Consider the following 20,800-nt stretch of genomic DNA (forward strand, 5'->3'; position numbering starts at 1 on the left):
GGAGCGAGTAAACTCTCCCCTTAAGTATGTGCTTTGTTTTATACATACACTATATCTGTTGGTTTTTGAGGGTCCGTATCATGAATATCAAATTGCATCCCAACTTCAAATCCTTTTCCCTCTAATGTTTGTGTAACAGACATTCTGGCAAGCTCTTTCATATTATTATCTTGGCTTAAATGAGCAAGATAAATACGTTTTGTTTTATCTCCTATTACATCTGACATGGCAAGTGCAGCATCCTCATTTGATACGTGACCAACATCGCTTAAAATACGACGTTTAATGCTCCATGGATATCTACCCATGCGTAGCATTTCGACATCATGGTTACTTTCAAAAATGTACATATCTGCGTTAGAAATGATCCCCTTCATTCGGTCACTTACATAGCCTGTATCGGTAATTGTAACAAATTTTTTCTTGTTATGATGAAATACGTAAAACATTGGTTCAGCAGCATCATGTGATACACCAAATGATTCAACTTCAATATCCCCAAACTGGATCGTCGTTTCCATGTTAAAAATGAACTTTTGCTCTGTTGGAATTTCTCCAATTAAATGGTTCATTGCTTTCCATGTTTTTTCATTAGCGTATATTGGGATTTGATATCTTCTGGCAAGAACTCCAAGTCCTTTAATATGATCACTATGCTCATGCGTGACTAGAATGCCGGAAACTTCTTTTATATCCCTGTTGATTTCTTTAAATAAAGACTCCATCGCTTTACCGCTTAGTCCTGTATCAACTAAAAGCTTAGTTTTCTCCGTCCCAACGTATAACGCATTTCCGGTACTTCCACTTGCAAGTACACTAAAATGCAGACTCATCGCTATTCACTCCATTGTTCTTTATCTATCTTAATTATTTGCCCCTCAATGGCATTGACAAAGTAATCTTGCTGTTCATTGACAACTATATGCCACGCTGGTGCTATGAATTTAACTCCATTCGATAACGGGATTACAGTATAATAGCCAAAATCAACTTTTGTAATTCGATCACTCGGTTTTAATTCATCTTTCACAAATAGATTTTCAATGGCTTTAATTGCCGGTAAAGCTTCTTGAACATTCTTTTTATCGATCATTTCTTTTAAGTTTTCTAAATATCTTTGGCGATACCCGTAAATCTCATTATTATCGTTATACTTTATTTCAACTACTGAGCTTTCGATGTTATAAATTAAGCGATCTTTGTAGGTTTGACAGAAGTAAATCGTTTTTGACGTTGGATCTATTTGACAATAACGATAGTTACCACCATTCCAAACATACTCCTTCACAAAGTTTTCTAAGAAGAGTATTTTATTTGTCTCTGCAATTGGAACTGGTTTTTTCAATTGACTCTGTAATACATCTTTGAAGATTTGTATATTCTGTCCTTTTCGATCAGCAATAGTTTTCTTTGAGAAATCCTTGCTATTACCCGATATATAAGATTCCTTTAAAGAATTTTTAGGTAATGTCACATATGTGATATCATTTTCCTTTAATTGCTCCTCAATACTCGATTCTGCCATCGTATCAAACTGGTCGCTACTTCGCTTTTGATAATATTGAATCGCTAAAAATAAATCTAATACTAAGAAAGTTAAAATAAATATTGTTTTGATCCTACTCCAATCCAACAATATTCACCCCAGTTCTACTTAGCAAATCTTGATCAATCTTCTTATATGTGTCATCGTAATTTATAATCCAAACAGGTTTTAACTGGATAGCTCTATTATAGTACGGCTGATTGATTGTTGATTTATCTTCATCAAATATCGTCTCGTACCCTAAGCTAATATCCTTAATTAGGGATTTATTAATAGACTTATTATTAGATATAATCTCCATAATTTGAGGACCAGCCATTAACTCCATTTCACTTTCCTTCTTATCCACCTGAATTCTAAATTTATACAATGGACGTTTAAAGGTTTCTATATCATCTACTCCCCAACTCGTCGTGATTGTTGAATTATTATATACAGGTAAATTATTTACAAAAAGTCTAAATGAAACTTCATTATTCTCAGGTTTAACACCCGACAAAATATATCCATCAGTCCAACCACCATGAGCATTAATAAAATCAACACTTCTTTGGACTAATAAATTAGGACTCTGATTATTATTGTTTTCAGGTGTTGTCGGGTTAACAAATGAAATCGAACGATTTAATGGTGAAACTGACATTAATCTAGTACCGTCTGTGAATGTATCTCCTGAATCAGTACTTTCTTTACGGACATTTGAAGGATCACTAAATATTGCATCTTTTAATTTATCAACATCTATATCCGTTGTAAGAAACTCCATCGTAGTTAATTTGATTGGTTTTTTAGGTAAATAAATTATCTTACCTGAATCTAACTTATATCTTAAGCTTTCAGTAAAGCTTTCGTAATTATCTCTAATCTTGTCAACTGAAGCAATAATTGAAGAGTTATCAAAGGTTGCTCCATAGAGAATTTTCTGTGCTTCATTTGAAAAATAGATCCTTGCTGAAGAATCCTGTTTAGATGATAAATTGATGATTATTCGGTCAAATAAAACATTTTGTAATCGTTTTGCATCAAGATTAAGAACTTTACCTAATGTCTCTACTGGTACTACAGTTGGAAAAATAATTTCTAATTTATTTTTTCCTTTTGTAATTGATTGATAGGCAACTTCAGACGTTTTATTTGTCAGGTTTTCAAAATTCGTGATTTCGGATTTCTGCAATGATCTATAAATCGGTGATATATTACTCTGTTTAGTTGTTTCATAATTTTTATTTGATTCATGAACAACTAATAAATTCGGAATGACTATATCCTTAAAGTCTCTCTTTGCACCAATCGAAACTTTTTGGACATAGTCTTGATTCTGAAGTACATCATATGTTGGTTGATATGACCATAAGCTATATGAAAGTACTAAGCTTACTATAACAAGAGTAGTTAATATAACTGATTTTATATATTCTCTTCTCATTCCCACTCATCCTCTTGGTCATCAGCCACTGGAAGTGTGAAATAGACTGTTGTACCCTTTCCTTCTTCACTTTTAGCCCATATATGACCATCGTGCGCATAAATCATTTCTTTTGCCAAAGCAAGCCCTAGGCCAGTTCCTCCAACTTGTCTCGATCTAGCTTTATCTACACGATAGAAACGATCAAATATCTTTGATAGATTTTCTTTTGGAATTCCCATACCTTCGTCAGTAATACTAACTAATATTTGATCTCTAGACTCCTTAATACGATAAGTTACAGTCCCACCCTCTGGGGAATACTTTAGTGCATTTGAAATAATATTATCTAACACTTGTGTAATTTTATCTTCATCTATAAATACAAATCTTGTCTTACTTATGAATTCGCGTTTGAACGATACTTCTTGAGACTTACTCATTTCATGTCGATCAATTATACGATTAAATAACTCTGTAAAGTTAACCCAATCTTTCATTAAACGATATTCTGTACTATCTAACTTAGATAATTGTAATAAGTCATTTACTAACCTAATCATTCGCTCTGTTTCATCTTGAGTTACTTGTAAAAACTTAGGTGCAATTTCTTTATTCTCCCAAGCTCCATCTGATAATGCTTCTAGATAGCTTCTCATTGTTGTTAACGGCGTTCTTAATTCATGCGAAACATTTGCGACAAACTCTCTACGTTCTTGCTCTATTTTTTCTTGTTCAGTTACATCATAGAGTACCGCAATTAGACCATTAACTTTGCCAGACTCTTTTTGTATAGTTGAAAAGCTTGCTCGTAGAATCATTGGTCTCTTATTCTCGCTATAATCTAACATAATTGAATCTGGCTCATCGTATAAATCATCTAAAGTATTAATCTTTTCTATTCCCAATACCTCTAAGATTGATTTATTTAATACTGTTTCACGTGAAACATTAAGCATCGTTTCAGCTGGATCGTTTAAGAGAATAATTTTCCCTCTACGGTCAGTTGCGATAACCCCATCTGACATATGCTCTAGTACTGATTGAAGCTTTCTTCTTTCTCCATCCGTTGAAGCTCTGGCTTGCTGTAAATTACGTGATAGATTATTAAATGATATCGTTAATTCACCAATCTCATCTTCACTATAGGCCTTTAATTTGCGAGAGAAGTTTCCTTTCGCCATTTCTTGGGCCTGTCTTCTTATTTCCGAGATTGGCTTCGTAATGGCTTTAGCCAATAATATCCCTAAAATGGATGTAATCGCGACTGCTATAAGTGTACCAGTTGAAAAAATACGGTTAATTAATTCCATTCTTTCATAAGTGCTTTCCATTGAAGCACTCGTGTAAATGGCTGAAACAATTTCGTCACCTTCCATTACAGGGGTAACAATTGTTTTCATTCGATGACCATTTTTAGGGTCAATTAACACTTTCTCAGTTCTAGTACCTACTAGAAGAGCTCTTTTTACTAAAATATCAGTAGTCCTTTTACCTACAATAGATCGATTACTAGAATCTGAAGTAGCAATAACTTCACTATTTTGGTTAATAACTCTTACATCTGATATTCCAATATTCTTTCCGAAGTCAGAAACTATTTTTTGGATATTAGCTTTTACTTCTGGGTCGTCCAGAGTTTTCTTTTTTTCGTACTCTATTTTTATATTATAAGCCAGTAGCTTAGCACGTTCGTTTATCGCAACTGTAAAACTGTTTACGAGCTGCTTTTCAAGCTCTCTTGAAAAATAAACGCTAATAATTTGCATAGCTACCAAGATGAGTAAAATATAAACAAGTACAAATTTAAAGACAATTGATTTAAATAAACCAACTTTATTATAACCTGCCATTAATCTTGCTCCGGATCACGCAGGTAATATCCTACTCCTCTTCTTGTTACAATGAAAAGTGGATAACTTGGATTGTCCTCAATTTTTTCACGAAGTCTTCGAATTGTTACATCGACAGTTCGTACATCTCCAAAGTAATCGTAACCCCAAACAGTTTGAAGTAAATGTTCTCTCGTCATAACCTGTCCGATATGCTTCGCTAAGTAATATAGTAATTCAAATTCGCGGTGAGTTAATTCAATCTTCTCGCCACGTTTTGTTACGATATAGGCATTTGGATTAATAACGAGCGAGCCAATAATAACTTCAACTGACTCCTCTTTTTCAGATGTAGTTCCTGTTTGGTGTCTGCGTAAATTTGCTTTTACTCTGGCAAGCAACTCACGAGTACTAAATGGTTTTGTTACGTAGTCATCTGCTCCCATTTCTAAACCTAGTACTTTATCTAATTCTGAATCCTTTGCTGTAATCATAATGATCGGCATTTCATGGTTCTTTCTAATTTCTCTACAAACTTCTAAACCGTCTCTAATTGGTAACATAATATCTAATAAAACTAAATCAGGAAGAAACTCATCTACTTTTTGTAATGCTTCCTCTCCATCATACGCGCAAACAATTTCAAAACCTTCTTTTTCTAAATTAAACTTCAATATATCAGCAATTGGTTTTTCATCATCGACTATTAATATTTTTTTATTCATTCCCCGCACTCCTTTTCTAGTCAGTTTTTGTTACCATCAATTCTATACATATCTTTTGCAATTTAATATTAAATTAGGCAACAAATAAACTTATCTTAGTAATTTCGTTTTGTGGACTATCTCTCTAAATATAATACGACTACGATCTTACGTGTTATTCATTTTATATATAAACACTAAATTTTTGAAAAAAACCTCTAGCCTGTTGCTAGAGGTCTACTCCACTTACTTCTATTTTAAATTAAGTAGGTTTTTTTGTAAAATCGAACTGTTTTATTCAAACTAGAAATCTCTTTCGATAAGGTCAATATAAAATAAAAAACTACTGTATATACAGTAGTTTTTATGATGGCTCGGGACGGAATCGAACCGCCGACACGAGGATTTTCAGTCCTCTGCTCTACCGACTGAGCTACCGAGCCATTATATGGCGGTCCCGACCGGGATCGAACCGGCGATCTCCTGCGTGACAGGCAGGCATGTTAACCGCTACACCACGGGACCAATATAATTTTATAAAAAAAGGATGACCCGTACGGGACTCGAACCCGTGTTACCGCCGTGAAAGGGCGGTGTCTTAACCGCTTGACCAACGGGCCACATTAATTTAAGAAAAGATGAGCCATGAAGGATTCGAACCTTCGACCCTCTGATTAAAAGTCAGATGCTCTACCTACTGAGCTAATGGCTCACAATTAGAATATATTACTTAAAAGTTTAAAAATTTTATTTAGCATTCATAAACTATGTACTAGTTATGACGACAAGATTTATCTTATCATACTTTCTAATAATTTTGCAATAGTTTTTTTAAAAAAATAACAAAAGCCCCTAAAATTTTATTTAAGGGCTTTTTATTAGATTAAGCTCCGTAAACGTTACGTACGATATTCGTTTGGTTACGGTCTGGACCAACTGAGAATACAGATAACGGAATACCTACTAATTGAGACACACGTTCTACATAATGTCTTGCATTAACTGGTAGTTCATTAAGCGTTTTTACTCCTGTAATATCTTCTGTCCAACCTGGAAGTTCTTCATAAACTGGCTCACATTCTGCAAGTTGTTTTAAGCTAGCAGGGAACTCAGTAATTATTTCTCCACGGAATTTATAAGCAACGCAAATTTTTACAGTCTCTAGACCTGTTAATACGTCAATTGAGTTAAGTGATAAATCAGTAATACCACTAACGCGACGAGCGTGGCGAACAACTACACTATCAAACCAACCTACACGTCTTGGTCTTCCAGTAGTTGTACCGTACTCACGACCTACTTCACGAATTGTATTTCCAATTTCGTCGAAAAGCTCAGTTGGGAATGCACCTTCACCAACACGAGTAGTGTAAGCTTTACATACACCAACAACGTGATTAATTTTTGTCGGACCAACACCAGATCCAATTGTTACTCCACCTGCAACTGGGTTAGAAGAAGTAACGAATGGGTATGTACCTTGGTCGATATCTAGCATTACACCTTGTGCGCCTTCAAATAATACGCGCTTTCCACCATCAATTGCATCATTTAATACAACAGAAGTATCACACACATATTTTTTAATTTGTTGTCCGAACTCATAATATTCTTCAAAAATCTCTTCGATACTTAATGTATTTGAATCATACATTTTTTCAAATAGATTATTTTTCTCTTCAAGATTACGTTTTAATTTTTCGTAAAACTCTTCTTTATCTAAAAGGTCTGCCATACGGATTCCTACACGAGCAGCTTTGTCCATATAAGCTGGTCCAATACCTTTTTTAGTAGTACCAATTTTATTATCACCTTTACGCTCTTCTTCTAACTCATCTTGTTTTAAATGATAAGGTAAGATAACATGAGCACGGTTACTAATACGTAAGTTGTCAGTTGAAACACCTTTATCATGTAGGTATGCTAGCTCTTGTACTAAAGCTTTAGGATCTACAACCATACCATTTCCAATAACACAAATTTTATCTGAGAAGAAAATACCTGATGGAATTAAGTGAAGTTTGTACTTTTCACCATTAAATACGATTGTATGACCTGCATTGTTACCACCTTGATATCTAGCAACTACTTCTGCCTGTTGTGATAAAAAGTCAGTAATTTTTCCTTTTCCTTCGTCTCCCCATTGAGAACCAACTACTACTACTGATGACAATGTACTGCACCTCCGATTAAAATACGCTATTTCCGAACTAAAACCAAAACTAGTATATCAAACTTACGGAATTTGTCAATAAATCTCTTTGAATAATTCTGTTCTAAGTTTTATTTGTTCGTAAATACAAACTAAAGAATTTGATAAAAATAGTTTGCCCTAACAAAAAAAAATAATCACATAGATTCACTATGTGATTATTTATTAGATGGCATCCCAAGTAGTAGCGATCAGACGATTGAACAGATATGCGACTGTCTGATTCGAAACTATTTTTAAGCACCTGGTGCTTCATCAAACCTTCGTTCTAAGTTTACGAACTTGTTATATTCTTTTACGAAAGCTAATGATACAGTACCTACTGGACCATTCCTTTGTTTAGCAATAATGATTTCAATAATATTTTTATTCTCTGATTCTTTATCATAGTAATCATCTCGGTATAAGAACGCAACTATATCCGCATCTTGCTCAATACTTCCTGATTCACGGATATCAGACATCATTGGACGTTTATCCTGTCTTGACTCAACGCTTCGCGATAGCTGAGATAAGGCTATTAGAGGTACTTTCAATTCCCTCGCTAGTCCTTTAAGTGATCGTGAAATTTCAGATACTTCTTGCTGACGATTTTCTCCGCTTTTGCCGTTACCTTGAATAAGCTGCAGATAATCAATTAGGATCATTCCTAAGCCATGCTCTTGCTTCAGCCTTCTACACTTAGCTCGTATGTCATTAACTCTAATACCAGGTGTGTCATCGATATATATGCCTGTACCAGCTAGGCTACTAGCAGCCATCGTAAGCTTATTCCAGTCCTCTTGTTCGAGATTACCTGTACGCAAAGCCTGTGCATTAATATTCCCTTCCGCACAAAGCATACGCATTACAAGCTGATCCGCTCCCATCTCGAGACTGAAAATTGCTACGTTTTCATCTGTTTTAGTCGCTACATTTTGTGCGATATTCAATGCAAATGCTGTTTTACCTACTGAAGGACGGGCAGCTACAATAATTAAGTCATTTGGCTGAAATCCCGCTGTCATACGATCCAAATCAGTAAACCCTGTTGGTACACCGGTGATTTCGCCACGTTGATTGAACAAGGTCTCAATTTTACTAAATGTAGTAAATACTACATCTTTAATACTTTGAAAACCAGAAACGTTTGTGCGTTGAGCTACTTTTAGAATACTTTTTTCAGCCTCGTTTAGTACAACATCTACTGGAATATCTGGCGCATAGCTCTCCGTTACAATATTTGTAGCGGTTCTTATTAATCTTCTTAAAGTAGATTTCTCTTCAACGCTCTTTGCATAATATTCAACGTTAGATGCCGTTGGTACTGAAGCGAGCAAATCATTTAAGTATGATACTCCTCCTACTTCTTCTAAAACTCCTTGATTAGCTAGTTCAGAAGTTAGCGTGATAACGTCTAGAGGCTCATTCCTTGAAGCAATCTTAAGCATTGCTTCAAATATTTTTTGATGGGCAGCTCGATAAAAGTCATCTGGTAAAAGCCGTTCTGAAGTTGATATTAGCGCCTCAGAGTCTAACAGTATGGCTCCTAATACAGCCTGTTCAGCTTCTATATTCTGTGGTGGAGTACGATCATTTAGCAAATCACTCATTTCTAGTCCTCCAGATGCTTGTTTTCTTATTGTTCTTTAACGTGTACTTTTAAAGTTGCACTTACTTCAGGATGCAATTTCACTTTAATATTTGTTACACCTAGTGCTCTAATCGCATCATTCATTTCGAATTTACGCTTATCTAGTTTAATACCATGTACTTTTTGAAGTTCATCAGCAATTTGCTTGCTTGTGATTGATCCGAAAAGACGACCGCCCTCACCTGATTTAGCTTTTAGTTCTACTGTTAAAGTTTCAATTGTTTCTTTAAGCTTTTTACAATTTTCTAATTCGATTTGCGCATCTTTTAATTCTTTATTTTTTTTCGCTTCTAGCGTTTTCATATTACCTGCAGTAGCTTCTATAGCATCTCCATTTTTGATTAAGAAGCTTGCATAGCCATCTGCGATATTTTTAGTTTCTCCTTTTTTACCTTTTCCTTTTACATCTTTTAAGAAAATTACTTTCATTTGTTTGTTCTCCCTTCAATATATTCATCGATTATTCTCAATAAATGTTGTTCAACTTCTCTGATTGAAGAAGATTCAATTTGAGCAGCAGCATTTGTTAAATGACCTCCACCGCCAAGCTCTTCCATTATTAATTGAACATTTATATTTCCTAATGAACGACTGCTAATGCTAACAACATTATCTGACCTTTTCGCAATAATAAAAGATGCAATGACATCAGTCATCGTCAATAATGTATCTGCAGCCTTGGCGATTAAAACTTGATCATAGTTTACATTGTCTTTTCCAAAGCTAATCGCAAAGCCCTCTTTATACATATAGGCTTCCTCTATTAGTTCTGCTTTGCGAATATATTCATTCATATCTTGTTTTAGTAAATTTTGAACGAGGATTGTATCTGCGCCATTCGAACGCAAGTATGACGCTGCGTCAAAAGTTCGTGCTCCTGTTCGGAAAGTAAAACTCTTTGTATCAACAATAATACCTGCAAGTAAGGCTGTTGCCTCAAGCATGCTTAATTTGATTTTCTTAGGTTGGTATTCTAACAACTCAGTTACTAATTCTGCAGTAGAAGAAGCGTACGGCTCCATATATACGAGAATTGCATCCTTAATGAAGTCCTCTCCTCTTCGATGATGGTCTATAACAACAATTTTATCTGTCTCATTTAAAAGTGATTCTTCTTCAACCATTGTTGGTCTATGAGTATCTACTACGATTATTAGTGTATCATCAGAAATAAGTTCTTTTGCTTTTTCGGGTGTAATAAAACAAGACATAAATTGTTCATTTTTAGACATTTCCCTCATCAAACGATTAACACTTTTATCTACTTCATCTTTGTTAATTACTACATAACCATCCACTTCATTATGCATTACCATTTTTAAAATACCAACTGCTGAACCAAGAGCATCCATGTCAGGTAACTTATGACCCATTATCATAACATTGGTACTACTCTTCATTAAATCTCTTAAAGCATGCGAGATTACTCTCGCTCTAACCCTCGTCCTCTTTTCCACAGGGTTTGTTTTTCCACCGAAAAACTTTACTTTACCGTTAATGTTCTTAACAGTTACTTGATCTCCCCCGCGCCCTAGTGCTAAATCTAAACCAGATTGCGCTAGTTGACCAAGTTCGGTTAAATTTAAACTGCCTACTCCGACACCGACGCTTAGCGTAAGAGGTAAATTACGTTTTGTAGTTTCTTCCCTTACTTGGTCTAATATAGAGAATTTATTATTTTCTAATGCTGCCAGAATTCCTTCATTTAAAACTACACTATATCGATCGGATGAAACGCGTTTTAAGAAAATACCATGGCTATTAGCCCAACTATTTAACATCGTTGTTACTGCACCATTTACACTAGAACGCTCTTGATCATCTAATCCCTGTGTCATTTCATCGTAATTATCTAGTAAAATAATTCCGATTACTGTTCTTTGATCTTCGTATAACTTCTCTAATTGTGCTTGTTCTGTCACATCAAATAAGTAAATATATCGCTCTTCTCTTTTAATGACTACCCGATATGTTCTTTTACTTATATTCAATACATCTTCTTTTTTCTCTTTTTTCGAAATTAAAGCCATTAATCCTTCAGATAGATCATATATGTGTTTACCAATTAGTGAACGATCATCTAAAATATTTAAAATATATTGATTGCCCCATTCGATATGGTACTCTCTATCATAAAGTAATACTCCAATTGGCATTTCTGTTATTGCTTCGTTACTTAAATTTTTCACTCTCGACATAACTGATTCTATATACATATCTAAAACGTAGCGATACTTAATTTCTAACTTTACAACTAGAAAAATAACGCATAAAAAGATAATGATAAAAATTATCCCTATTTTAGGTTGAATATAGACCACAGTTCCGATCAGAAACACTGAAAGAGCAGTTAAAAGATAGACGGGTATAAGAAACATCTGTTTCTTATGAAAATCTTGCATATGTTCAACCCCTAAGCCAAATAAAATCTAACTTACATATTAAAGTTTATTCACTTTTCCACAACAAATTAGTATCAAATATGTTTTTAAGTTTAAATTTTTCTTCTATTAAATATTCCAATTGAGACGATTCCAATTAGTAAAACAATATAAATTAATGGTTGAATGATAAAACTTGCGATCAATAGAATAATTGGTACCGCTTTAGAAAAATGTTTTATATAACTAAAATAAAATATCGATGCATAACCTTGAACGAGCAGTAATATTTGAAGTACATAAGTTAAGTTAATTACTGCTGTACTAATGAAGCTACTTTGTTTCAAATTGAAGAACGAAAAAATCATTACAATTAAAAAGAACCACATGAATCCTACTGGGAGTCTAAACTCTCTAAATGGCTTAAATTTTGGTGTTTTATAACCTAATCTTCTTATTAATGGAAAAGTTACTAGTTGAGTTAAAAAAGCAAGTATAAAACTAACCATTAACAGTAATGAAGGAATTAATGTAGGGATTAGTTTAATAGCATTTGTAAGACTATCTAAAGCCTTTTCATTGGTGTTTGTACTAAGACTAGCACTAAGTTCCTTACTTTTTTCTATAGCTTCCGTTGCCAAGTCTATATTCTCTTTAACAAAATCAATATGAAAAACAGCTTTGAATAGTATGTACGATAGTACTGTATGTATCAAATATAAGAAAGTACTAGTAAGTAATATTTCGCCTTTACTTCGCTCATTTTTCAATAGATACCCAAATGCTATACCAACTGTTGAGTACATTAAAGTAACTGGAAGTAAATTAAATGAAGTAATCACAATCGTTAATCCCAGCGCAAAACAGCAAAGTAAAAGTGATTCTTTAATTGAGTATTTAATACTTACAATAATAAACGGCAGTGGCATAAGGAATGCCATAAATATTGAGAGAAACGGTACAAATCTAAATATTAACAGTAAAACTGAGTAAATAGCTAATAGTACTGCACCCTCGGTAATAAATCGAGTCGATTTCAAAATAAAGCTCCTTTCAACTACCCCTACTTATTTCACGATAAGCATACTATTTCTTATTTTACCATAAAACTTATTTTTTCATAAATACAAAAAAAGTACAGCACGAGAATGCTGTACTTTTTATTACTTAGCTTATTCAGCCACGTATGGTAATAAAGCCATTTGACGAGCGCGTTTGATTGCGATCGTTAATTTACGTTGGTATTTCGCAGAAGTACCAGTTACACGACGAGGTAAAATTTTACCACGCTCAGAAACGAAACGTTTTAATAACTCAGTATCTTTGAAGTCAATTGTAGTGATGCCATTTGAAGTAAAGTAACAAACTTTACGACGTTTAGCGCGTCCACCTTTGCGTCCACCCATTGCCATTGTTATTTCCCTCCTCTACTTAAAAGTTAGTTTTTTAGTAATGCTAACCGTTCAACATTACACTGTTTTTATAATTAGAAAGGAAGATCGTCATCAGTAATATCAATCGTTTTGCTTGTCCCACCAAATGGATCATCATTAAAGCTAGGCTTTTGAGATGGTGCTTCGAAAGGATTTCCAGCGTTAAAACCTTGATTTTGTTGATTCATACCGAATGAACCACCTTGGTTACCTGATGCATTTCTTGGTTCTAAGAATTGAACAGAGTCGGCTACAACTTCAGTTACATATACTCTCTTACCATCTTGACCATCAAAACTTCTAGTTTGAATACGACCCTCAACGCCAGCTAAGCTTCCTTTTTTCAAGAAGTTTGCTACGTTTTCAGCAGGCTTTCTCCAGATAACGCAGTTAATAAAATCTGCTTCTCTTTCACCTTGCTGATTTGAGTAGGTACGATTCACCGCTAGAGTAAATGTTGCTACGGCAACCCCACTTGGCGTATAACGTAAGTCCGGATCCTTTGTTAAGCGACCTACAAGTACTACACGATTGATCATCTGATTCCTACCTCCCTAAAGCATTTAAAAAAAATTATTTTTCTTCTTCACGAATAACGATGTGGCGGATGATATCTTCGCTGATTTTCGCTAAACGATCGAATTCTTGTACTGCTTCTGGCTTAGCAGAAACGTTTACAAGCATGTAGTGTCCATCACGGAAATCGTTAATTTCATAAGCTAAACGACGTTTACCCCACTCTTTAACGTTTGTGATTTCAGCACCTTGTTCAGTTAAAACGCCGTTGAAACGCTCAACTAATGCTTTTTGTGCTTCGTCTTCCATGTTTGGACGAACGATGTACATGATTTCGTATTTATTCATCACAATGTCACCTCCTTTTGGTCTAACGGCCCAGTTAAGGGCAAGGAGCAATTTAATTAATCACTCACGAGTTAAAATTATAGCATAGTTTTTTTTAGATAGCAAATCAATAATCAAGTTGCTATTTCATTAAACATTAAATCGGAAATGCATTACATCTCCGTCTTGTACGATATACTCTTTACCTTCAAGACGTACTTTACCTGCTTCTTTTGCTGCTGTCATGTTACCATAAGTCACTAAATCGTCAAAAGAAACTGTTTCTGCGCGGATAAAGCCACGTTCGAAGTCACTATGAATTACACCAGCACATTGAGGAGCTTTCATACCTTTTTTAAATGTCCAAGCTCTTACTTCTTGTACACCTGCAGTGAAATAAGTTGCCAATCCTAATAAAGAATAAGCTGCTCGAATTAATTGATCTAAACCTGATTCTTCAATTCCAAGTTCTTGAAGGAATGTACGTTTCTCTTCATCATCTAACTCAGCAATTTCTTCTTCAATTTTTGCACTAATTACAATTACTTGAGAACCTTCTTTAGCTGCAAATTCTCTTACTTTTTCAACGTATTCGTTAGATGAAGCATCTGCGATGTCATCTTCACCAACATTAGTGATATAAAGCATTGGCTTAGTTGTTAATAAATGTAAACCTTTTACTACTTTCATTTGCTCTTCCGTAAACTCAACTGAACGAGCTGGCTTATCATTTTCAAATGCTTCTCTTAATTTTACTAAAATTTCATGTTCATAAGATGCATCTTTATCTTTTTGTTTTGCTAATTTAGCTACACGATCAATACGTTTTTCAACTGATTCTAAGTCTGCAAGAATTAGTTCTAAGTTAATTGTTTCAATATCTGCAATTGGATCAACTTTTCCAGATACGTGAGTAATATTATCGTCTGCAAAGCAACGTACTACTTGGCAAATTGCGTCCACTTCACGAATATGAGATAAAAACTTATTTCCTAACCCTTCACCTTTACTTGCACCTTTAACGATCCCTGCGATATCAGTAAATTCAAAAGTTGTTGGAACAGTTTTTTTAGGCTGAACTAATTCAGTTAATTTTACTAAACGGTAATCTGGTACTTCTACCACACCTACGTTTGGATCAATTGTACAAAACGGATAGTTTGCTGATTCAGCCCCCGCTTGAGTAATTGCATTAAATAATGTCGACTTTCCTACGTTTGGTAATCCTACGATCCCTGCTGTTAATGGCATATTTTCCACTCCTATACGAACTTAGTTAATCTTTCACAATTATATTGATTTCAAAAAAAAATAACAAGAAAATCTGAATATTATTTCTAAACATACGAAAGGTATCTAATACGAGCAATCCCTCAAATCGCTCTACTAGATACCCAGTGATTTAAAAATCGTCCTACTCTTCAGATCGAACTAAAACCTTCTTTAATTTTCGTGTGAACTCTCTGCGAGGTATTAAAACGCTATGCTCACATCCCTCACATTTCAATCGAATGTCCATACCCATTCGAATAATTTTCCATCTGTTCACTCCACAAGGATGAGGTTTTTTCATTTCTACTATATCATTTAGGTTAAATTCTTTTTCTTCCATGTGAAAACTTCACTTCCTTAAAATAGTAGCATACAAACTATACATTCGCATTTTCATTTTTAGTTTCTGGTTGTTTATATAATACCATCTTTGGATATGGAATTTCTATGTTATTTCTTTCAAGTACTTCCTTAATTTCTTTTCGAATTGCTCTAGAAATTTTAAACTGTGTCATTGCCTTAACTTCTGAAGCGATTCGCAATGTTACTTCAGATGGCCCTAAGTTTTGTATTCCAAGAAACTCTGGAGGTTTTACCATTTCTTCATATCTAGCTGGCATAGTTTCTAAATGCTCTTCAATTACATTTTGTGCATGTTCAATATCACCCTCATATGAAATACTAACATCGACCATTGCCACAGCATTATGTAATGAAAAATTGGTTACTTCAGTAATCATTCCATTTTGGATGATATGAAGCTCACCAGTTCCACTTCTAATTTTAGTTGTTTTTAAACCGATTGATAATACTGTTCCTTCGAAAGTTTGAACTCTAATGTAGTCACCAACTGAGAACTGATCTTCAAACAAAATAAAAAATCCAGAAATGATATCTTTTACTAAGCTTTGTGCACCAAAACCAATTGCTACACCACCTATTCCTGCTCCAACTAAAAGTCCCTTTATTTCCACACCAAATATCGGGAGGATCGTCAAAGCGGCAATAAAGAATATTACATATGCAAGTACATTTTCCATCAATTTAATAAGTGTTATTGATCTTCTTTCCGATACTTGTAACGGTCCTCTAGCATTTACCTTTAAGAGATTACGGATTAATTTTCTTCCGAGTTTTACAGCTAATACTGATACGATAATAATTAAAGCTATTTTTATTGATGAATTTAAAATAGTGTCCCATTGTTCCGGAGTTAGCATGCTTTTTTTTATTACTTTTTCAGCATTTTCTATTTTATCTGCTGCATTATTCATACTGTCTTTTCCCCCTATCTATTTTCAAGTGTCTTCAAACGTAATACTAAACGAATTATCAATTTAAGACTACAAATATGAACAAATGTAATAATAGTTTAATTTAGTAACAAAGATCGTTTGACGAAAGTATAAATTGTTTAAATTTTGCATAAACTAATACTACTCTCTTAAATGAAAAGTAGGCGATATTATGCAATTTTCAGCAAATCCTTTGCGTAACCTATTCAAGGATGATTATTCTGTATTTCTAGATGATGAAAACGCTATTAACAGATTTGCAGATCGATTATGTAAGTCGCTTCCAAGTGTACACACTAAAGAAATTGTTTTTGTATGTATTGGAACTGACCGTTCTACGGGAGACTCTTTAGGTCCTTTAGTTGGAACCATGTTAGGAGAATTAAACTTAAGTAGGTTTCATTATTATGGTACTCTTGATGAGCCAATTCATGCGTTAAATCTTTCAGAACAACTTGAAAGAATTAAAGGCAAGTATAACAATCCATTTATCATTGCTGTAGATGCATGTTTAGGCAGAGTAAAAAGTATTGGTAGCGTTCGTTTATCCAATGGTCCGTTAAAACCAGGTGCGGCAATGAAAAAAGAATTACCTTTAGTTGGCGAAATTAATTTAACCGGAGTTGTAAATGTCAGTGGATTTATGGAATTCTACGTCCTACAAAATACTAGATTAAGCCTTGTAATGAAAATGGCTAAGTTTATTGCAAATTCAATCAAAGAAACTGAAAGAAAATTTATGTACCAATTAGATTTTTAACATAATAGTTTCCTAACTTACAATTCTAAACAAGTCAGATAAAAACAAAAAGGGAGTATTAACTGCATTGGAAGCCAACACATTTAATATTCCCTATGAGTAACTCATTTTATAATTGAAAGAATTCTCTCCAAATCCTCTTTGTTAAAGAATTGGATTTCTATTTTCCCTTTATCTTTAGCAGATTTAATTTTAACTGACGTTCCGAACTTTTCTTGTAAAAGGTCCTCATACTCACTAAAAAATATGCTTTTAGTTGGGGTTTTCTTTGATGTTTCACGTGAAACATTTTCATTTAGATCATTGACTAATGTTTCAACCTCACGAACACTTAGGTTTTTTTCAATTACTTTTAGTGCGGTACCTTCAATTAACCCTTTTCGTTTTAGTCCTAAAAGTGCTCTTCCGTGTCCCATTGAGAGCCTACCTTCTTCAACCATTTTTTGAACAGAGTTAGGTAAAGTTAAAATTCTTAAATAGTTAGCAATATGTGGACGACTTTTTCCAAGTTTCTTTGCCAGTTGTTCTTGCGTTAAATGTAATTGTTCAATTAAAGTTTGATATGCTTCAGCTTCTTCAAGAGGATTTAAATCATCTCGCTGTAAATTTTCTAATACAGCTAACTCCATCATTTGCTCTTCAGTAAGATCTCTTACAATAACTGGAACTGTATTTAACCCCGCATTTTTTGCAGCGCGATATCGTCTTTCTCCAGCAACGATTTGGAAACCTTTTATGCTTTTTCTAGCAATGATTGGTTGAAGAATTCCATGTTCAATCACTGACTGGGTTAATTCTAACATTGCAGTCTCATCAAATACTTTGCGAGGTTGGTATGGGTTAGGTCTAAGTTCTTTAAGATCAATTTCCTGGACTAACTCTTCTTGCTGATTAATATCTTGAAAAAATGCTCCAATACCTTTACCTAAACCTTTAGCCATTATCAATCACTTCCTTTGCTAAATCAAGATATACTTCTGCACCTCTTGACTTTGGATCATATGTAATGATCGGTTTACCATGACTTGGTGCTTCACTTAAGCGTACATTTCTTGGAATAATTGATTTATAGACGCGATCTTGAAAATATTTTTTTACTTCTTCTATAACTTGTAGCCCTAAATTTGTACGAGCATCTAGCATTGTTAGCAATACGCCTTCAATTGCTAAATTTTTATTTAAATGTTTTTGTACTAAACGTACAGTACTTAATAGCTGACTTAAACCTTCAAGTGCGTAATACTCACACTGAACTGGAATAATAATTGAATCAGATGCAGTTAGTGAATTTAAAGTTAATAACCCTAATGATGGAGGACAATCTATTAAAATATAATCATAGTTACCTTTTACTGTATCTAAAGCACGCTTTAATCGTACTTCTCTAGAAATAGTAGGTACTAATTCAATTTCTGCTCCAGCAAGTTGAATTGTTGCCGGAATAATATCAAAATTTGGAATAGCAGTGTTTAAAATGACATTTTTCGCCTCAACATCATCAACTAATACATTGTAAACACACTGATTTACGTCAGCTTTTTCAATTCCAATACCACTAGTTGCATTACCTTGAGGATCTATATCGACTAGTAATACTTTTTTTCCTAAGTGAGCTAAACAAGCACTTAAATTAACCGATGTTGTAGTCTTACCAACACCACCTTTTTGATTAGCTATAGAGATTACTTTAACCACTATGTAATCTACTCCTTCCACAACAAACAATTCTTATTTTCTATTTTACCATGAATAGATTCATCGTTGTGTCTAGATTTAAAAATGCATAAAAAAATTCACCACTGAAAAGAGGTGAATTTAATGTTTATTTTTTTGGTATTTTAATTGTTATTTGGTAATAGTCATCATGTTCTTCTTCTTGACTATCAATATTCATGCCTGTTTTAGTAACCATTTGTAATGACTCACGGATCGTATTCATCGCAATTCTAATGTCTTTACTAATGGCCTTAAATTTACGTTTAGCCTTCGGTTTTTTCTCAGTAAGTAAAGTAACTACTCGTTCTTCCGTTTGTTTAACATTCAACTGTTTTTCAATTATTTCATGAAGAAGAGTAATTTGTAATTGAGGTAACTTTAATGGAATAAGTGCTCGTGCGTGACGTTCCGTAATCGACTTATCCAATAATGCTTGTTGTATTTCCCCAGGAAGTTTCAACAATCTCAGTTTATTTGCAACAGTCGATTGACCTTTACCTAGTCGCTGAGCTAGAGCCTCTTGAGTTAAGTTATGTAAATCAATTAGTTTTTGGTATGCTACGGCTTCTTCAAAAGGAGATAGTTCTTCACGTTGTAAATTTTCAATCAGAGCGACGGAGGCAGTCTCTGTATCGTTAAACGTTTTCACAATTGCGGGGATTGTATCCCAACCTAAAGATGAAACAGCCCTGAATCTTCTTTCCCCGGCAATTATTTCATAAAAGTTTGGTCTAATTTCCCTTACAACAATTGGTTGAATAATACCATGAGTTCGAATTGTTAGCGCTAGTTCTTTAATTTTTTCATCATCAAAGAATGTTCTAGGCTGATACTGATTCGGTACAATGTCCGATACTGGAATTTGGCGAATAACTTCATTACTCGAAACCGAATCTTCATTAATTTCTTTTTCTGATAAGCCAAATAACCTAGATAATGTGCTTTTCAATGTGATTCCCACCCTTTTAGAATTTCGTTCACAATAGAATAAACATAACAAATGTTTCACGTGAAACATTTGTTAGTTCATCATATTAAACCTCTAATGGTTCTTTACCAGGGGTACCCGGTTTACGAGGATACTTAGTTGGCGTTTTACGTTTCTTTTCTACTATAACAATATTTCGATCGCTGTCTTCGCTTGGGAGAGTAAAGTGGTTAATTGATTTAACTTCTCCACCAAGTGTTTTTATAGCATAATTTGCTTTATCCAACTCTTCTTGACCAGCAGCGCCTTTAAGTGCAACAAAATGACCATTTTGTCTAACAAGTGGTAAGCATAATTCAGTTAAAACAGACATTCTAGCAACTGCTCTAGCAGTTACAACATCGAAAGATTCTCTCATACCAGTTCTTTTAGCAAAAGTTTCTGCTCGATCATGAATAAATGATACATTCTCTAATTGTAATTCCTTCGCTAAATGGTTTAGAAATGTAATCCTTTTTTGAAGGGAGTCTACGATCGTTAATTTGATAGATGGGAAACAGATTTTAATTGGGATAGAAGGGAAGCCCGCTCCTGCACCAATATCACATAAAGTAATTTCATCAGCGAAGTCGAAATAGAATGCAGCGCTAATTGAATCATAAAAATGCTTTAAATATACTTCGTCTTCTTCTGTAATAGCAGTTAAGTTCATTTTATTATTCCACTCAACTAATGTGTGGAAATATATATCAAATTGTTTTAATTGAAAATCAGACAAATGGATTCCTTTATCTTTAAGAGCAGCGATAAATTGTTCTTTATTCACTAGTAATACCCCTA

General features: G+C 34.0%; 21 protein-coding genes and 4 tRNA genes. 1 reads left to right on the forward strand and 24 read right to left on the reverse strand.

The features are described from left to right. Positions 1-38 precede the first annotated feature (38 nt). The 20 genes from MY490_RS21875 to MY490_RS21970 form a co-directional block, all read right to left on the reverse strand. Positions 39-833 (reverse strand): MBL fold metallo-hydrolase, encoded by a 795-nt coding sequence (locus MY490_RS21875; RefSeq protein ID WP_248267516.1) that lies wholly within the window; start codon positions 831-833, stop codon positions 39-41. Between the two features lie 2 nt (positions 834-835). After that, complete coding sequence (locus MY490_RS21880) at positions 836-1,633, reverse strand: two-component system regulatory protein YycI (RefSeq protein ID WP_248267517.1); 798 nt, start codon at positions 1,631-1,633, stop codon at positions 836-838. Then, a complete protein-coding gene (locus MY490_RS21885) occupies positions 1,620-2,972 on the reverse strand; it encodes a YycH family regulatory protein (RefSeq protein WP_248267518.1) in 1,353 nt (450 codons plus the stop codon). The genes MY490_RS21880 and MY490_RS21885 overlap by 14 nt, the downstream gene beginning before the upstream one ends. Next, complete coding sequence (gene walK, locus MY490_RS21890; protein ID WP_248267519.1) at positions 2,969-4,804, reverse strand: cell wall metabolism sensor histidine kinase WalK; 1,836 nt, start codon at positions 4,802-4,804, stop codon at positions 2,969-2,971. Before walK ends, MY490_RS21885 begins: the two co-directional genes overlap by 4 nt. Further along, positions 4,804-5,508 carry a response regulator YycF gene (yycF, locus tag MY490_RS21895; RefSeq protein ID WP_088012660.1) on the reverse strand — a complete coding sequence of 235 codons (705 nt, stop codon included), beginning with the start codon at positions 5,506-5,508 and terminating at the stop codon, positions 4,804-4,806. Before yycF ends, walK begins: the two co-directional genes overlap by 1 nt. A 349-nt stretch (positions 5,509-5,857) precedes the next feature. After that, positions 5,858-5,930, reverse strand: a tRNA-Phe gene (locus MY490_RS21900). 6 nt (positions 5,931-5,936) lie between these two features. Then, positions 5,937-6,012, reverse strand: a tRNA-Asp gene (locus MY490_RS21905). Between the two features lie 23 nt (positions 6,013-6,035). Further along, positions 6,036-6,107: transfer RNA gene (locus MY490_RS21910), tRNA-Glu, on the reverse strand. Between the two features lie 19 nt (positions 6,108-6,126). Then, positions 6,127-6,199 (reverse strand) — tRNA-Lys (locus MY490_RS21915). A gap of 171 nt (positions 6,200-6,370) precedes the next feature. Then, a complete protein-coding gene (locus tag MY490_RS21920) occupies positions 6,371-7,660 on the reverse strand; it encodes an adenylosuccinate synthase (RefSeq protein ID WP_248267520.1) in 1,290 nt (429 codons plus the stop codon). 275 nt (positions 7,661-7,935) lie between these two features. Further along, positions 7,936-9,291, reverse strand: a complete 1,356-nt coding sequence (dnaB, locus tag MY490_RS21925) for a replicative DNA helicase (protein ID WP_088012662.1) — start codon at positions 9,289-9,291, stop codon at positions 7,936-7,938. Positions 9,292-9,317: 26 nt separating this feature from the next. After that, positions 9,318-9,761 (reverse strand): 50S ribosomal protein L9, encoded by a 444-nt coding sequence (gene rplI / locus MY490_RS21930; protein WP_114344961.1) that lies wholly within the window; start codon positions 9,759-9,761, stop codon positions 9,318-9,320. After that, positions 9,758-11,734: a DHH family phosphoesterase gene (locus tag MY490_RS21935; protein WP_248267521.1), complete on the reverse strand. Its 1,977-nt coding sequence runs from the start codon at positions 11,732-11,734 to the stop codon at positions 9,758-9,760. Before MY490_RS21935 ends, rplI begins: the two co-directional genes overlap by 4 nt. A 92-nt stretch (positions 11,735-11,826) precedes the next feature. After that, positions 11,827-12,753 carry a YybS family protein gene (locus MY490_RS21940; protein WP_248267522.1) on the reverse strand — a complete coding sequence of 309 codons (927 nt, stop codon included), beginning with the start codon at positions 12,751-12,753 and terminating at the stop codon, positions 11,827-11,829. A gap of 132 nt (positions 12,754-12,885) precedes the next feature. Next, entirely contained in the window at positions 12,886-13,119 is a 234-nt protein-coding gene (rpsR, locus tag MY490_RS21945; protein ID WP_025568960.1) for a 30S ribosomal protein S18, read from the reverse strand. Between the two features lie 80 nt (positions 13,120-13,199). After that, complete coding sequence (gene ssb, locus MY490_RS21950) at positions 13,200-13,685, reverse strand: single-stranded DNA-binding protein (RefSeq protein ID WP_025568959.1); 486 nt, start codon at positions 13,683-13,685, stop codon at positions 13,200-13,202. A gap of 34 nt (positions 13,686-13,719) precedes the next feature. After that, positions 13,720-14,010 (reverse strand): 30S ribosomal protein S6, encoded by a 291-nt coding sequence (gene rpsF / locus MY490_RS21955; RefSeq protein WP_025568958.1) that lies wholly within the window; start codon positions 14,008-14,010, stop codon positions 13,720-13,722. Between the two features lie 129 nt (positions 14,011-14,139). Further along, positions 14,140-15,240: a redox-regulated ATPase YchF gene (gene ychF, locus MY490_RS21960; RefSeq protein ID WP_248267523.1), complete on the reverse strand. Its 1,101-nt coding sequence runs from the start codon at positions 15,238-15,240 to the stop codon at positions 14,140-14,142. Positions 15,241-15,403: 163 nt separating this feature from the next. Then, positions 15,404-15,601, reverse strand: coding sequence for a DUF951 domain-containing protein (locus tag MY490_RS21965; protein ID WP_098232427.1), 198 nt, complete (start codon positions 15,599-15,601; stop codon positions 15,404-15,406). Between the two features lie 37 nt (positions 15,602-15,638). After that, positions 15,639-16,535 (reverse strand): mechanosensitive ion channel family protein, encoded by an 897-nt coding sequence (locus tag MY490_RS21970; protein ID WP_248267524.1) that lies wholly within the window; start codon positions 16,533-16,535, stop codon positions 15,639-15,641. 193 nt (positions 16,536-16,728) lie between these two features. Here MY490_RS21970 and yyaC point away from each other — a divergent pair, with 193 nt between their 5' ends. After that, on the forward strand, positions 16,729-17,316 hold the full coding sequence (yyaC, locus tag MY490_RS21975; RefSeq protein ID WP_248267525.1) for a spore protease YyaC: 588 nt from the start codon (positions 16,729-16,731) through the stop codon (positions 17,314-17,316). Between the two features lie 104 nt (positions 17,317-17,420). Here the strand turns inward: yyaC and MY490_RS21980 are convergent, their stop codons facing one another. The 4 genes from MY490_RS21980 to rsmG form a co-directional block, all read right to left on the reverse strand. Then, a complete protein-coding gene (locus MY490_RS21980; protein WP_248267526.1) occupies positions 17,421-18,257 on the reverse strand; it encodes a ParB/RepB/Spo0J family partition protein in 837 nt (278 codons plus the stop codon). Next, positions 18,250-19,011: a ParA family protein gene (locus MY490_RS21985; RefSeq protein WP_025568951.1), complete on the reverse strand. Its 762-nt coding sequence runs from the start codon at positions 19,009-19,011 to the stop codon at positions 18,250-18,252. The genes MY490_RS21980 and MY490_RS21985 overlap by 8 nt, the downstream gene beginning before the upstream one ends. 127 nt (positions 19,012-19,138) lie before the next feature. Next, positions 19,139-19,981 (reverse strand): nucleoid occlusion protein, encoded by an 843-nt coding sequence (noc, locus tag MY490_RS21990; protein WP_248267527.1) that lies wholly within the window; start codon positions 19,979-19,981, stop codon positions 19,139-19,141. An 85-nt stretch (positions 19,982-20,066) separates the two neighbouring features. Continuing rightward, positions 20,067-20,786: a 16S rRNA (guanine(527)-N(7))-methyltransferase RsmG gene (gene rsmG / locus MY490_RS21995; protein ID WP_248267528.1), complete on the reverse strand. Its 720-nt coding sequence runs from the start codon at positions 20,784-20,786 to the stop codon at positions 20,067-20,069. Between the last annotated feature and the right edge of the window lie 14 nt (positions 20,787-20,800).

Origin of the sequence: Gottfriedia acidiceleris, assembly GCF_023115465.1 — a bacterium.
Classification (GTDB): Bacteria; Bacillota; Bacilli; order Bacillales; family Bacillaceae_G; genus Gottfriedia; species Gottfriedia acidiceleris_B.

What these genes read in the sequence shown, in the direction of transcription:
- yycF (WP_088012660.1), bottom strand. Translation starts at nt 5,508, where the DNA reads ATGAATAAAAAAATATTAATAGTCGATGATGAAAAACCAATTGCTGAT.
- ychF (WP_248267523.1), bottom strand. Translation starts at nt 15,240, where the DNA reads ATGCCATTAACAGCAGGGATCGTAGGATTACCAAACGTAGGAAAGTCG.
- MY490_RS21980 (WP_248267526.1), bottom strand. Translation starts at nt 18,257, where the DNA reads ATGGCTAAAGGTTTAGGTAAAGGTATTGGAGCATTTTTTCAAGATATT.
- MY490_RS21885 (WP_248267518.1), bottom strand. Translation starts at nt 2,972, where the DNA reads ATGAGAAGAGAATATATAAAATCAGTTATATTAACTACTCTTGTTATA.
- MY490_RS21970 (WP_248267524.1), bottom strand. Translation starts at nt 16,535, where the DNA reads ATGAATAATGCAGCAGATAAAATAGAAAATGCTGAAAAAGTAATAAAA.
- dnaB (WP_088012662.1), bottom strand. Translation starts at nt 9,291, where the DNA reads ATGAGTGATTTGCTAAATGATCGTACTCCACCACAGAATATAGAAGCT.
- ssb (WP_025568959.1), bottom strand. Translation starts at nt 13,685, where the DNA reads ATGATCAATCGTGTAGTACTTGTAGGTCGCTTAACAAAGGATCCGGAC.
- MY490_RS21965 (WP_098232427.1), bottom strand. Translation starts at nt 15,601, where the DNA reads ATGGAAGAAAAAGAATTTAACCTAAATGATATAGTAGAAATGAAAAAA.
- MY490_RS21875 (WP_248267516.1), bottom strand. Translation starts at nt 833, where the DNA reads ATGAGTCTGCATTTTAGTGTACTTGCAAGTGGAAGTACCGGAAATGCG.
- rplI (WP_114344961.1), bottom strand. Translation starts at nt 9,761, where the DNA reads ATGAAAGTAATTTTCTTAAAAGATGTAAAAGGAAAAGGTAAAAAAGGA.
- walK (WP_248267519.1), bottom strand. Translation starts at nt 4,804, where the DNA reads ATGGCAGGTTATAATAAAGTTGGTTTATTTAAATCAATTGTCTTTAAA.
- rpsR (WP_025568960.1), bottom strand. Translation starts at nt 13,119, where the DNA reads ATGGGTGGACGCAAAGGTGGACGCGCTAAACGTCGTAAAGTTTGTTAC.
- rpsF (WP_025568958.1), bottom strand. Translation starts at nt 14,010, where the DNA reads ATGAATAAATACGAAATCATGTACATCGTTCGTCCAAACATGGAAGAC.
- MY490_RS21935 (WP_248267521.1), bottom strand. Translation starts at nt 11,734, where the DNA reads ATGCAAGATTTTCATAAGAAACAGATGTTTCTTATACCCGTCTATCTT.
- yyaC (WP_248267525.1), top strand. Translation starts at nt 16,729, where the DNA reads ATGCAATTTTCAGCAAATCCTTTGCGTAACCTATTCAAGGATGATTAT.